Raw genomic sequence first — 11,860 nt, forward strand, 5'->3', positions numbered from 1 at the left:
GCGGCCTGAGGTGTATAGAGTTGCTCGTATGCCCGAACCGGCCGCGCCCCACGGCGACCCAGGTCCCCAGGAACTGGTGATGACGCTGCTCGGCACCTACGTGTCGCCACGTGAGAGCCGCCGTGTCTGGTCCGGCGGCCTGGTCGGCGTGCTCGCCGGGCTCGGCTTCTCCGACGGCGCCGCGCGGATCGCGCTGGCCAGGCTCGCCCGTCGCGACCTGCTCGCGCGGCACAAGGCGGGCAGGCTCGTCCACTACTCGCTGACCCGCCGCACGATCGCGCTCCTGGAGGACGGCGACCGCCGGATCTTCTCCCTCGGCAGGCGCGAACGCGAGGTCGGGGAGTGGACCGTGCTGTGGCAGAGCATCCCGGAGAGCCGCCGCCAGGCCAGGGAACGGCTGGTGCGGCGGCTGCGCTTCCTCGGTTTCGGACCCGTCCAGGACGGCACCTGGATCGCCCCGCACGACCGTGAGGCCGAAGTGCTCGCCCTGCTGGAGGAGCTGGACGTCTCCGAACACGCCGGGTTGATGCTCGGGAAACCGTCGGCGGGCCTCGACGTCCGGCGCTTCGCCGCGCGGGCGTGGAACCTCGACGGCCTCGCCGCGCGGTACGACGCGTTCGTCCGGGATTTCAGCGGGTATCCGGGAGACCTGCCCGACGCCGAGGCGTTCCGGGTCCGAACCTGGCTGACGCACACGTTCCGCGCCTTCCCGTCACTCGATCCGGAGCTCCCGGTCGGGCTGGTGCCCGCTCCGCCGAGCCGGGCGGCCGCGGTCGAGGTGTTCCACGATCTCTATCACGCGCTAGCCCCGGCGGCGCAACGCCATTTCGACGAGGTGACAGAAAAATGAACGACACTCAGGCCGCATTGAGTTACACGTCCTACCTTTCACTGGACGAATTGCTGGACGCGCAGCATCCCCGGTCCGACGAGCACGACGAATTGCTCTTCATCGTGATCCACCAAGTGTATGAACTTTGGTTCAAACAAGTTCTCCACGAGGCGCTTTACCTGCAGGAGCAGCTCGAAGCGGGTAACACCGCTCACGCCGTCCGCACATTGAGGCGAATCCTGACTATCTTCAAGGTGGTGGTCGCGCAGATCGATGTGCTCGAGACGATGACTCCGAGCCAGTTCACCAGTTTCCGTGCGCGACTCGACGCGTCGAGCGGGTTCCAGTCGGCCCAGTTCCGTGTTCTGGAGGCCGTCCTCGGCCGCCGGGACGAGCGGGTGTTCGCGCATTACCCCGAAGGCGGTGACCAGCGTGCCCAGATCTCGGACGCGATGGCGCGGCCGTCGCTCTTCGACTCCTTCGTCACCTACCTCGCGGTGAAGGGGTACGACGTCCCGACCGGGCGCGATGTCACCAAGCCACTCGAACCCTCTCCGGCGCTCCAAGAAGTTCTGTTGCGGGTCTACCGCGACGACACCGGGCCGTCCGTCGTGGCGGAGCACCTGGTCGATCTGGACGAAGGGATGCAGGAGTGGCGGTATCGGCACGTGAAGATGGTCGAGCGGACCATTGGAGACAAGACCGGGACGGGGGGTTCGTCGGGAGCGCACTATCTGCGTACGACGCTTTTCTCCCCGATGTTCCCGGATCTCTGGGCTGTGCGGAGCAGGCTTTGACGAACCTCGACGATCTCCGCCGCGAACCCAACGCGCTCGCGGCGCACTACACGGAATTCGGTGTGGCGGACCGGATGCTGTTGACCGGGCACTCGCACCAGGCCTGGCCGGACGTCGCACGCGAAGGTGTTCTCGAAGCCTTCGCCGATGCCGCCGAAGAGGTCGACACCAAATGGGCGCGGGCCTTCGCCAAGGCGGACGAGATGCGGGCCGGGTTCCGGGCGCTGCTCGGTGACCCGCGCGGCGACATCGCGCTCGGCGCCAGCACACACGACCTGGTGATCCGGTTCCTCTCGGCGATGGACCTGCCGCGCCGCCCGCGGCTGGTCACCACCGACGGCGAGTTCCACACGCTCCGCCGTCAGCTCGGCAGGCTGGCCGAAGAAGGGGTCGAGGTGGTCCGCGTCCCCGCGGCGCCGGTCGCCACGCTGGCCGAACGCGTCGCGGCCGAGGTCACCGAAGACACCGCCGCCGTGCTCGTCTCGGCCGTGCTGTTCGAGACCTCCCGCCTCGTGCCGGGTCTCGCGCATCTCGCCGACGTCTGCCTCGCGAAATCGGTGAACCTCGTCGTCGACGCCTACCACGCGCTCGGCGTCGTCCCGTTCTCGCTGCACGACCTCGGGCTCACCAACGCCTGGGTGCTCGGCGGCGGCTACAAGTACCTCCAGCTCGGCGAGGGCAACTGCTTCCTGCGGATGCCCGCGCACGCGCAGGAACTGCGGCCGGTCGTCACCGGCTGGTACGCCGAGTTCGGCGCGCTCGCGGACGAGCGCCGACCCGGCCAGACCGCGTACGCCTCCGGATCGGACCGGTTCGCCGGAGCGACCTACGACCCGACGAGCCACTACCGGGGCGCCCGCGTCTTCCGGTTCTTCGCCGAGCACGGGCTCACGCCCGAGTTCCTGCGGGAGGTTTCGCGGCACCAGGTGGGCTACCTCGCCGAGGGCTTCGACAAGCTGGGGCTGCCCGAGGACGTCATCACCCGTGACCGGGAGACGCCGCTGGACCGGATCGGCGGCTTCCTTTCGCTGAAGTGCGCCGACGCCGGAGCGCTGCAGGCCGCCCTCGACGAACGCGGCGTCCGGACCGACAGCCGAGGCGCGTACCTGAGGTTCGGGCCGGCGCCGTATCTGTCCGACCGGCAGCTCGACTCCGCGCTCCACGTCCTCAAAGAGGTCGTCGACGGCTGAGACGGCTCGCCCCCGGCTTGGCGAACGGACCGGGGCGATCTAGGTTTGCGATGTGGCACCGTCGCCGCCGGACGACCTTCGTCGGGGACTGTGCCTTGTTGCAGGAACTTCGCACGTGAGCCACAAGCAGCGTGCACTCCAGGACAAGGAGTCACCACAGTGACCGAAGTGTTCGGCCAAGGTACCGGCCATGAACAGGTCGTCTTCTGTCAAGACCAGGCCACCGGCCTGAAGGCCATCATCGGGATCTATTCGACGGCGCTCGGGCCGTCACTGGGCGGGACCCGGTTCTACCCCTACGAATCCGAGGACGCGGCCCTCGCGGACGTCCTCGCGCTGTCGAAGGGAATGGCCTACAAGAACGCGCTCGCCGGGCTCGACCTCGGCGGCGGCAAGGCCGTCATCATCGGCGACCCCCAGAAGCACAAGACCGAAGCGCTGCTTCGCGCCTTCGGCCGGTTCGTCCAGTCGCTGGGCGGCCGCTACATCACCGCCTGCGACGTGGGCACCTACGTGCAGGACATGGACATCGTCGCCCGCGAATCGGAGTTCGTCACGGGCCGCTCGCCGGAGAACGGCGGCGCCGGCGACTCCTCGGTACTCACGGCTTTCGGTACCTACCAGGGCATGCGTGCCTCCGCGGACGCCGTCTGGGGCGTCCCGGACCTCGCGGGCCGCAAGGTCGGCGTCGCCGGGGTCGGCAAGGTCGGGCACATCCTGGTCGGGCATCTGATCGAGGCGGGCGCGCAGGTGGTCATCACCGACGTCTCGCCCGCCGCGATCGAACGCACCCGCGCGGCGTACCCAGGTGTCGAGGTCGTCGAAGACCTCGACACGCTGATCCGCACCGAGCTCGACGTCTTCGCGCCGTGCGCGCTGGGCGGGGTGCTCACCGACGAGACCGTCGGGCTGCTCCGGTCCAAGATCGTCTGCGGCGCGGCCAACAACCAGCTCGCGCATCCGGGCGTCGGCAAGCAGCTCGACGACCGCGGCATCCTCTTCGCGCCGGACTACCTGGTCAACGCCGGTGGCGTGATCCAGGTCGACGACGAGCGGCACGGTTTCGACTTCGCGCGCGCCAAGCGCAAGACGACGGCCATCTTCGACACCACCAAGGAGGTGTTCGCGCTGGCCAAGGCCGACGGCGTGCCGCCGGCGACGGCGGCCGACCGGCTGGCCGAGCGCCGGATGGCCGAGGTCGGCGGGCTGCGGTCGATCCTGACCGTGTAGCCGCTCCCTCCCTGAACGCCAGGAAAGGTCCCTTCCTTGCGAATTTCGCCAGGAAGGGACCTTTGCCGTGCCGCCTCCCGGAACGGCGCGGACCTGTGAGGCCGGGGGTTGCGAAAGCCACTTTCGCAACCTTCAACGTTGCGAAAGTGGCTTTCGCAACGCCCGCAACCTCAGCTCCGCGCCGCCACAGGGCCCGGATGCCGCGAAAGCCACTTTCGGGACACCAGATGTCCCGAAAGTGGCTTTCGCGGCATGTTCGCCCAGGCGTGAGACCTCAGCCGCTCTTGCGGCGGAAGGTGCGCTTGTTCGCCGCCGGACCGTGCGCGTGCAGGTTCTTCCCGCCGCCGTTCTCGTGCGCCGAGCCCGAGCGGGCCTGGGCCTGCTTGCGCTCCAGGGCCTCGCGGAACTTGCGCTTGGTGTCGTCCTCTTCGCCATCCGCTGGGGACGGTGCCGGTTCAGTCATTGCTACCTCCGAGGTGACGACATGTGACGTTCTCACCCTGTCAGGAACCGACCGGCTTGGCGAGTCGATTTACGTCACCTGGGCGGCGTGGGCAGCTGGACCGGGCCGCCGAACCGGACCCGGTTCCGCAGCAGCGGCCGCCAGCAGTGGTCGCACAGCAGGATCGGCTTCAGCCGGTTGCCGCAGTCCACGTGGTCGAGCGTGATGTCCGGCTCCTGGCCAGGGACCTCGAAACCCCGTGACCACTCGGCGATGAAGGCCAGCGCGGGGAAGAACGCGAGCCCCTTCGCCGTCAGCCGGTAGTCGTGCGCGTCGGCGCGGGTCTTCGCGGTGCCGGTCCGCAGCACGCCGACGTCCACGAGCTTCGACAGCCGTCCCGAAAGCACGCTCGGCCCGATGCCGAGTTCGCGTTCGAATTCCGAGAAGTGCCGTGCCCCGAGCAGCGCGCTCACCACGAGCCCGGTCGACCACCGGTCGCCGAGGAGTTCCATGGTGTCCGGGAAGAACATCAGCGGGTCGCCCGCGAGGGAGTCGGCGTCCTTGCGGCGGAAGCGTTTCGACGCGGTCGCTTCGACGACGCCGGTGTCGTCGAGCCGCCGCGCGCGGACGTCGCGGGCGTCGACCCGCCGTTCGCAGGAGGCGCAGCCGAGCGGTGCCGAGGTGGCCAGTTCGCAGTCGAGGTGGATCAGCGTCGGCAGGACGGCGCGCCGCCCCTCGACCCATTCCCGTTCCCAGGCCCAGATCGAGATCAGCAGTGGCCACAGTTCGAGGCCGCGTTCGGTGAGCCGGTACTCGTGCCGGGTGCGGCGCGCGTCCCGGTACGGCGTGCGGACGAGCACGTCCGCCTCGACCATCGCGCGCAGCCGCCCGGACAGCGCGGTGGGGGAGATCCCGAGCCGTAGCCGGAGTTCTTCGTAGCGGCGGAAACGCAGGAAAAGGCTCTGCAGGATCAGCAACGTCCACTGATCCCCGAGCAGTTCGAGCGCGCGGCGCAGTGGATCGCCCGCCGGTCTGACGCGGTGCGCCGTCGCCTCTGTCACGTGCTTCCTTCCGAGGGGGTGTCGCGGTCAGCGTACTACTGACTACAGCAGTAGAAGCCTATTGACACCTGACTACAGCAATCGTAGTGTCTCGGCCATGACGAGCACCTCCGAGCAGCCGGTGCTGGTGGCAGCCCCCACCGGCGAATCCGAGGTCAACCCGTATCTGATGGGCGTCTACGCCCCGGTCGGGGAGGAGATCGACGCGAGCGATCTCGAAGTCGTCGGCGAGATCCCCGCGGACCTGAACGGCGTGTACCTGCGCAACGGGCCCAACCCCCGGTTCGAGCCGCGGGGGCGCTACCACTGGTTCGACGGCGACGGCATGATCCACGCCGTCCACCTGGAGAACGGCAAGGCCCGCTACCGCAACCGCTGGATCCGCACCAAGGCCTTCGAGGCCGAATCCGCGGCGGGCAAGGCGCTCTGGAAGGGCGTCATGGAATCGCCCGAGGGCAACCCGTTCGGCAACACGCACGGCCTGAACGTCAAGGACAGCGCCAACACCGACCTGATCTTCCATCGCGGCAAGGTGCTCTCCACCTGGTACCTGTGCGGCACGCCGTACGCGGTCGACCCGCTGTCGCTGGAGACGCTGGGCGCGGAGGACTTCCTCGGCACGCTGGTCGGCGACATGATGGCCCATCCGAAGGTCGACGAGCGCACCGGCGAGATGTTCTGGTTCGACTACGGGCCGCGGCCGCCGTACCTGCGTTACGGCGTGATCGGCGCGGACGGCGAGGTCGCGAGCACGACCGAGATCGAACTCCCCGGCCCGCGCCTGCCGCACGACATGGCGATCACCGAGAACCACGCGATCCTGATGGATCTGCCGCTGATCCAGGACAGGGAAGCGGCCCGCAACGGACGGCACAAGCTGCTGTTCGACCGCTCACTGCCGAGCCGGTTCGGGGTACTCCCTCGCTACGGTGACGGTAGCCAGATCCGCTGGTTCGAAGCCAGCCCCTGCTACATCTACCACGTCGTCAATTCCTGGGAGCAGGGCGAGGAGATCGTCCTCGACGTCTGCCGCGTGCAGCGGCCGCGGCCGCGCGCCGACGCGCACACCCCGCTCGCCAAGATGCTGTCGTACCTGCGACTGGACGCCTCGCTGCACCGCTACCGGTTCAACCTGCGGACCGGGCAGTGCCTGGAGGACCAGCTCGACGACGACAACACCGAATTTCCGTCCGTCGACTCGAGGGTGGTCGGCGGCCGGAATCGCTTCTCCTACGCGGTGCACATCTCGCCGGATTCGACGCTCAAGTTCGACGGCCTGGTGTGCTACGACAATCGTGCCGGCGCCAAGACCGAACACCGTTTCGGTCCGGGCCGGTGGGGCAGTGAGGCGCCGTTCGCACCCCGCGACGGCGCGGCCGCCGGTTCCGACGACGGCTATCTGGTGACCTTCGTCCAGGACGAGCGTGAGGGGCGCTCGGAGCTGGACATCTTCGACGCCGCCGATCTCGCTGCCGGACCCGTGGCCAGGGTCCTGTTGCCCCAGCGTGTCCCGCTCGGTTTTCACGCGACCTGGGTCCGGGCGGACCAGCTGGAACCTTCCCGTAGCCGATGATCCCCTTCGTGCCCGCCCACCGGAGGGGTGTGGGCAGGCGCAGGGCCGGAAAGCCGTGTCCGAGTCGCCCCTTCCAGGGGGTGGGGCGACTCGGGCTCGGCGGCCGCCAGCCGGCGCCGTACCGCTCCGGCCAGTGAGCCGAACGCGGTCGCGGCGGCGAAAACGACCGCGGCGACACCGGTCTCGGCGGTGAACTGCAGCTCGCCCAGCGAGCCGACGGTGAATCCGGAATGGACACCCCAGGCGATCACCGCCGTCCCGGCGGTCGCGGTCGCGCTCGTCGCGATACCGGTGGCGAGTACGACCAAACCCAATGCCAGCAAGGAAATGATGTGATGTCGCGCCGAGCCGAGCAGCCCGGCCGCCGACGCCGCGACGACGACGGAGACACAACCGAACGGGAAGCCGAAACACTCGGGTTTCCTCATCCGTCCAGGGAACACCACGTCACCGGGCAGACCACCGGAGTGAACGGCTTTTCTACGCCTCCGCCGGGATTCTTGACGGGATGCTGACCCTCAGGCCTTACGCGCGTGCGCGACGATCGCGTCCGCGATCGCGGGCCACAGCTGCCGCGGCAGTTCGTGCCCCATCCCCGGGAACAGCAGCAGTTCGGCGTCCGGGATCGCTTCCGCGGTCGCCTTCCCGCCGCTGACGTTGATGAGCGGATCGCTCTCGCCGTGGATGACGAGCGTCGGGACGCGGACCTCGCGCAGTTTCGCCGTGCGGTCACCGGAAGCGACGATGGCGGCGGCCTGCCGCAACGCGCCGGCGGGGTGATTCGCCCGGTCGTAGTTCCGGGTGGCCTTCATGCGCAGGAATTCGTCGTCGGACGGGTGACCGGGTGAGCCGACGAGTTTGAACCACTCGACACCGTCTTCGATCGCCTGCTCCCGGGTGGCCGCCGGTGGCCGCGTCAGCCCGGCGATCGCGGCGGGCTCGGGATGCCCGACCGAGGGATCCCCCGTGGTGGACATGATCGACGTCAGGCTGAGCAGTCGCTCCGGCGAGTCGATCGCGAGCTGCTGCACGATCATCCCGCCCATCGACGCGCCGACGACGTGCGCGCGGCCGAAGCCGAGCGCGTCGAACAGCCCGGTGACGTCGGCGGCGAGATCGGACAGCAGATACGGCGCGGACGTCTGGTCGCCCGCGGCGAGCGCGGCCAGATCCGGCGTGGGGAGATCGTCCAGATAGGACGAAAGACCGACGTCGCGGTTGTCGAACCGGACGACGTGGAACCCGCCGGCCGCGAGCAGCTCGCAGAAGCCGGCCTCCCACGTCACCATCTGGGCGCCGAGGCCCATCACCAGGACGAGTGGCGGGTCCGCGGGGGAGCCGAAGGTGTCGTACTCGAGTTCGAGGCCGTTCACACGCGCGCGGGGCATGGCACGATCCTGCCGGAAGCCCCCGCCGGACGACCAGCCGAATGCGGATACGGTAGCCCGCATGCCGACTTTCCCCGAAGACGCGGGTCCCCGCCCCAGGTCCCGCGCGGCTTCCGGACGGCCGGCCGTCACCAGGGACCGGATCGTCGACGCCGCGCTGGAGCTGTCGGCCGAATCGGGACTGGAGAACTGGACGCTGCGGCAGCTCGCGGCCGCCGTCGACGCCTACCCCGCGGTCGTCTACCACCACGTGGGCGACCGGGACACCGTCGTCGTCGCCGTGCTGGACCGGGTGGTCGGCGAACTGACCCTGCCCGACGAAACCCTGCCGTGGCGGGAGTGGTTCGCCGAGTTCCTGCCGACCGTGCGGAAGGTGCTGCGCCGCTATCCCGGCTCGGCGCGGCGGCTGGCCCTGTTCGGGCCGTCGGTCGCCGCCGCGGTGCCGACCATGAACACCGGTATCGGCCGTCTGCTCGCGGCGGGTTTCGGCACCGAGTCGCCGTTCGCGTACAACCTGCTGCTCGCCACCGCCTGCCAGTTCGTCGCGATGGAGGACGACCGCGAGAGCGCGATGGCGCTCCAGCTCGACCGCTGCGAGGGCTACGCGTCGTACCGCACGCGCGAGGACTTGCCGGGGATGGCGGCGCTGGGCGAGTCGATCTCGGCGCTGGTCGCGGATCCCGACCTCGCGGCCGGTTACTACGAGCGTCTCTACGATTACGCGGTGCAGCGCTGCCTCGACGGACTGGCGCTCAGGCTCACCCAGTTGAACGCACTCGGAAGTTTGACAGAGCCGTGACAGCGAATCGGCGTAGTGTGGAGGAATACCGGTGCTCGTCACCGGTCATGAAGCCCCTGGCACCAACCTCCCCCTCGAGGTGCCGGGGGCTTCTCTTTGGCTGAGGTCGCCGGTCCGTGAAGGCCTCCTTGCCTACCCTGAAGGTAGTGAAGGAGGCCTTCGCGGACTATGCGATCGCCGGCTCAGCCGAGGAAACTCGACGCGCAGTACATGAAGGCCCCCTTCCTTACGCCAGGCGCAAGGAAGGGGGCCTTCATGTACTAGGGCGGGGCTTCTCTAGGCCCGCGGAGCCGCGCGCTGGATCTCGGGAAACACCTCACCGACCAGCGTGACCAAAGACTTGCTGAGCAGCGTGTGCACCTGTGAGCGATCGAGCGAGCCGCGCACGAGCCATTCGCGGCCCGCCGCCTTGACCATCCCGCCGAACGCGCGGACCAGCGCGTTCAGCTCCTGCCCGTGTTCGCTCTCGCGGGAGAGCCCGACCGCTTCGAGCACCCGGTCGGCCGATTCGCGATCGGCCTCCTCCAGGATCCGTTCGACTTCGAGGTCCCGGCCGATGCCCTCCGGCGCGATCGCGGCCAGCCACATCTTCTCCTGGCTGGTGACCATGTCCAGGAACCAGTCGATGGCGACGTCGGCACGCAGTTCGAGCGGCCCTTCCGGCAGGATCTCGACCGCGAGCCGCGGCACGGTCAGCGCGCGCCGGATGATCTCCAGATAGAGCTCGCGTTTGGTGCCGAAGTAATGGTTGATCAGCCCCCTGGCGACCCCGGCCTCCGCCGCGATGTCCGAAGTGGACACTTCCGAGTACGGGCGGTCGGAGAAAAGGCGGGCCGCGCAGGCGAAGATCTGCTCCTTGCGCTCGTCCGGTTCCAGTCTCCGCCATCTCGGCGCCGGCTCGGTGGTCATGCGGACAATCTTCCCACGATCGATTCAGCCCGGCTGGGCAGTGGGCGAATCCCTGTGACATCAAAAAGCAAAGTGTCAGTTAATCCGGCGTGTACCGTCTGTTGGCCCGCTGGTCTTTACCGTCTTCATTCAGGTGGCATGCCGTGCGCGCTGTCGGGGCGCGTTTGCCTCCTACCGGCCCGGCCTGGCGAGTAACCCCCCCTAGCTCGCCAGGACCGGGCCTTCTTCTCGCGGTGAGGGACGCTCGGCCGGCAAGAGCAGCGTGAACGTCGTCGGCGACGGGCTGGTCAGCCGCAGCCGCCCGCCCTCCGCCTCGGCCAGGCTCCGCGCCAACCGCAGCCCGATCCCGTTGCCCTCGTGTTCCTCGGTCCGCTCGGCGGTCGCGAACGGATCGTGCCCGTCCGGGATGGCGCCCTCGTCGCTCACGTCGATGGCCAGCGCGTCCCCGGCGTCGCGCGCCAGGACGGAGACCGTGCCGCGTCCGTGCGTCGCCGCGTTGTCCAGCAGGACGGCGAGCACCTGCCGGACGGCCGCGTCCGCCGCCCGCGCCGGGAGCGCCTCGCGTCCGCTGATCCGCAGTGCCCGGCCCCGTCCGGCGAGCAGTCCGTGCCATGTCTGCCGGACCTCTTCGAAGAGTTTGCCCAGGTCGAGCCGCGCCCGCGGGGCCCTGGTCTGCTTGGCCAGCGCCAGCAGGTCGTCGATGGTGCGTTCCAGGCGGTCGGCCGACGCGATGCCGTCGCGGATCGTCGCGTAGGGGTCGCGATCAGGGCTTTCCAGTGCCGCCTCGAGTTGCAGGCGTAGCCCGGTCAGCGGCGTCCGCAGCTGGTGGGAGGCGTCGGCGGAGAAGGTCCGCTCGCGTTCCAGCGTCTCGCCGATCCGCTCGGACGTGACGTCGAGCGCTTCGGCGACCTGATCGATCTCGCGGACCCCCGTCCGGCGGGCGCGGACGGTGAAATCGCCCTCGCCGAGGCGTTCGGCGGTGGCGGCCAGATCCTCCAGCGGCCGGGCCAGCCGGGTGGCGATCCGCCGCCCGATCAGCCAGCTGGCCCCGATCGCGACCACGGCGAGCACGATCATCTTGAGCCAGGTCAGCCGGATCTGGGCGTCCAGTTCGGACCGGGGATGGGCGGCGCGGACGACCCCGACCAGCGACTGCCCGCTGAGCACCGGGACGGCCAGGACGACCTCGTCCTCGCGGGTCCCGGTCGCCATGTCGGTGTAGTGCGCTTCGCGGACGAAGCGGTCTTCACTGGCAGGGCCGTTGCCTGCCAGAATCCTGCCGGTCGGGGTGTAGACCGCGACCCTGATCCCGCGGATGCGGTCCTTGTCCGGTTTGATCGGCAGGAGTTCCGGCACCCGGCCGTTGGCGAGATCGCCGGTCACGTCGAGCACTACGGCGTCGGCGACCCGTTCGAGGTCGTGGGTCGAATTGCCCTCGTGGAACCGGGCGACCGCGACGGCCAGCGGCGCCCCGAACAGGGTGATCGCCAGCACCGCGGCCAGCACGGTGAGGGTGACGATCCGGCGGCGCACGGACAGAGTGTGGCCGACGAGCGCGAGGATCACCCACTCGACGCGATATTTTGCCGTCCGTTGACCTGAGATCAAGGCGATGTTGACCCCGTTCGCCTTACCTTGG

12 protein-coding genes are annotated in these 11,860 nt (G+C 69.2%); 6 read left to right on the plus strand and 6 right to left on the minus strand.

What is annotated here, in order from left to right; all coding sequences use genetic code 11:
- The first annotated feature begins 28 nt into the window (after nt 1-28).
- The 4 genes from ACZ1DY_RS10505 to ACZ1DY_RS10520 all read left to right on the plus strand — a co-directional run bounded on the left by ACZ1DY_RS10505 (nt 29) and on the right by ACZ1DY_RS10520 (nt 4,049).
- Nucleotides 29-850 carry a PaaX family transcriptional regulator gene (locus ACZ1DY_RS10505; RefSeq protein WP_126735532.1) on the plus strand — a complete coding sequence of 274 codons (822 nt, stop codon included), beginning with the start codon at nt 29-31 and terminating at the stop codon, nt 848-850.
- Nucleotides 847-1,629, plus strand: coding sequence for a tryptophan 2,3-dioxygenase (locus ACZ1DY_RS10510; RefSeq protein WP_257488557.1), 783 nt, complete (start codon nt 847-849; stop codon nt 1,627-1,629). The genes ACZ1DY_RS10505 and ACZ1DY_RS10510 overlap by 4 nt, the downstream gene beginning before the upstream one ends.
- Complete coding sequence (locus ACZ1DY_RS10515; protein WP_465484206.1) at nt 1,626-2,819, plus strand: kynureninase; 1,194 nt, start codon at nt 1,626-1,628, stop codon at nt 2,817-2,819. Before ACZ1DY_RS10510 ends, ACZ1DY_RS10515 begins: the two co-directional genes overlap by 4 nt.
- 159 nt (nt 2,820-2,978) lie before the next feature.
- The gene (locus tag ACZ1DY_RS10520; RefSeq protein ID WP_126735538.1) at nt 2,979-4,049 is read left to right on the plus strand and encodes a Glu/Leu/Phe/Val family dehydrogenase; all 1,071 of its coding nucleotides are present in this window, start codon (nt 2,979-2,981) and stop codon (nt 4,047-4,049) included.
- Between the two features lie 274 nt (nt 4,050-4,323).
- On the opposite strand, the gene ACZ1DY_RS10525 is transcribed toward ACZ1DY_RS10520, so the two are convergent.
- Nucleotides 4,324-4,512 (minus strand): DUF5302 domain-containing protein, encoded by a 189-nt coding sequence (locus tag ACZ1DY_RS10525; RefSeq protein WP_005162443.1) that lies wholly within the window; start codon nt 4,510-4,512, stop codon nt 4,324-4,326.
- 74 nt (nt 4,513-4,586) lie between these two features.
- The gene (locus ACZ1DY_RS10530) at nt 4,587-5,552 is read right to left on the minus strand and encodes a winged helix-turn-helix transcriptional regulator (protein ID WP_465484207.1); all 966 of its coding nucleotides are present in this window, start codon (nt 5,550-5,552) and stop codon (nt 4,587-4,589) included.
- A gap of 97 nt (nt 5,553-5,649) precedes the next feature.
- On the opposite strand from ACZ1DY_RS10530, the gene ACZ1DY_RS10535 reads away from it, so the two are divergent.
- The gene (locus tag ACZ1DY_RS10535; protein ID WP_257488554.1) at nt 5,650-7,125 is read left to right on the plus strand and encodes a carotenoid oxygenase family protein; all 1,476 of its coding nucleotides are present in this window, start codon (nt 5,650-5,652) and stop codon (nt 7,123-7,125) included.
- Here ACZ1DY_RS10535 and ACZ1DY_RS10540 read toward each other — a convergent pair.
- Both ACZ1DY_RS10540 and ACZ1DY_RS10545 read right to left on the minus strand, forming a co-directional pair.
- Nucleotides 7,074-7,553, minus strand: coding sequence for a hypothetical protein (locus tag ACZ1DY_RS10540; RefSeq protein ID WP_465484208.1), 480 nt, complete (start codon nt 7,551-7,553; stop codon nt 7,074-7,076). The genes ACZ1DY_RS10535 and ACZ1DY_RS10540 overlap by 52 nt on opposite strands.
- A gap of 90 nt (nt 7,554-7,643) precedes the next feature.
- Nucleotides 7,644-8,513 carry an alpha/beta fold hydrolase gene (locus ACZ1DY_RS10545; RefSeq protein ID WP_465484209.1) on the minus strand — a complete coding sequence of 290 codons (870 nt, stop codon included), beginning with the start codon at nt 8,511-8,513 and terminating at the stop codon, nt 7,644-7,646.
- Nucleotides 8,514-8,574: 61 nt separating this feature from the next.
- Between ACZ1DY_RS10545 and ACZ1DY_RS10550 the strand changes: the two genes are divergently transcribed.
- Nucleotides 8,575-9,312: a TetR/AcrR family transcriptional regulator gene (locus ACZ1DY_RS10550; protein WP_257488551.1), complete on the plus strand. Its 738-nt coding sequence runs from the start codon at nt 8,575-8,577 to the stop codon at nt 9,310-9,312.
- A 276-nt stretch (nt 9,313-9,588) separates the two neighbouring features.
- Here the strand turns inward: ACZ1DY_RS10550 and ACZ1DY_RS10555 are convergent, their stop codons facing one another.
- On the minus strand, nt 9,589-10,221 hold the full coding sequence (locus tag ACZ1DY_RS10555) for a TetR/AcrR family transcriptional regulator (protein WP_126735552.1): 633 nt from the start codon (nt 10,219-10,221) through the stop codon (nt 9,589-9,591).
- 201 nt (nt 10,222-10,422) lie between these two features.
- On the minus strand, nt 10,423-11,787 hold the full coding sequence (locus ACZ1DY_RS10560; protein ID WP_257488550.1) for a sensor histidine kinase: 1,365 nt from the start codon (nt 11,785-11,787) through the stop codon (nt 10,423-10,425).
- Nucleotides 11,788-11,860: the final 73 nt, after the last annotated feature.

This window comes from Amycolatopsis sp. PSD-21 (assembly GCF_055561455.1).

Excerpts from the sequence above, each read along its gene's own strand:
- ACZ1DY_RS10550 (WP_257488551.1), top strand. The coding sequence starts at position 8,575 with ATGCCGACTTTCCCCGAAGACGCGGGTCCCCGCCCCAGGTCCCGCGCG.
- ACZ1DY_RS10545 (WP_465484209.1), bottom strand. The coding sequence starts at position 8,513 with ATGCCCCGCGCGCGTGTGAACGGCCTCGAACTCGAGTACGACACCTTC.
- ACZ1DY_RS10510 (WP_257488557.1), top strand. The coding sequence starts at position 847 with ATGAACGACACTCAGGCCGCATTGAGTTACACGTCCTACCTTTCACTG.
- ACZ1DY_RS10505 (WP_126735532.1), top strand. The coding sequence starts at position 29 with ATGCCCGAACCGGCCGCGCCCCACGGCGACCCAGGTCCCCAGGAACTG.
- ACZ1DY_RS10535 (WP_257488554.1), top strand. The coding sequence starts at position 5,650 with ATGACGAGCACCTCCGAGCAGCCGGTGCTGGTGGCAGCCCCCACCGGC.
- ACZ1DY_RS10555 (WP_126735552.1), bottom strand. The coding sequence starts at position 10,221 with ATGACCACCGAGCCGGCGCCGAGATGGCGGAGACTGGAACCGGACGAG.
- ACZ1DY_RS10540 (WP_465484208.1), bottom strand. The coding sequence starts at position 7,553 with ATGAGGAAACCCGAGTGTTTCGGCTTCCCGTTCGGTTGTGTCTCCGTC.
- ACZ1DY_RS10525 (WP_005162443.1), bottom strand. The coding sequence starts at position 4,512 with ATGACTGAACCGGCACCGTCCCCAGCGGATGGCGAAGAGGACGACACC.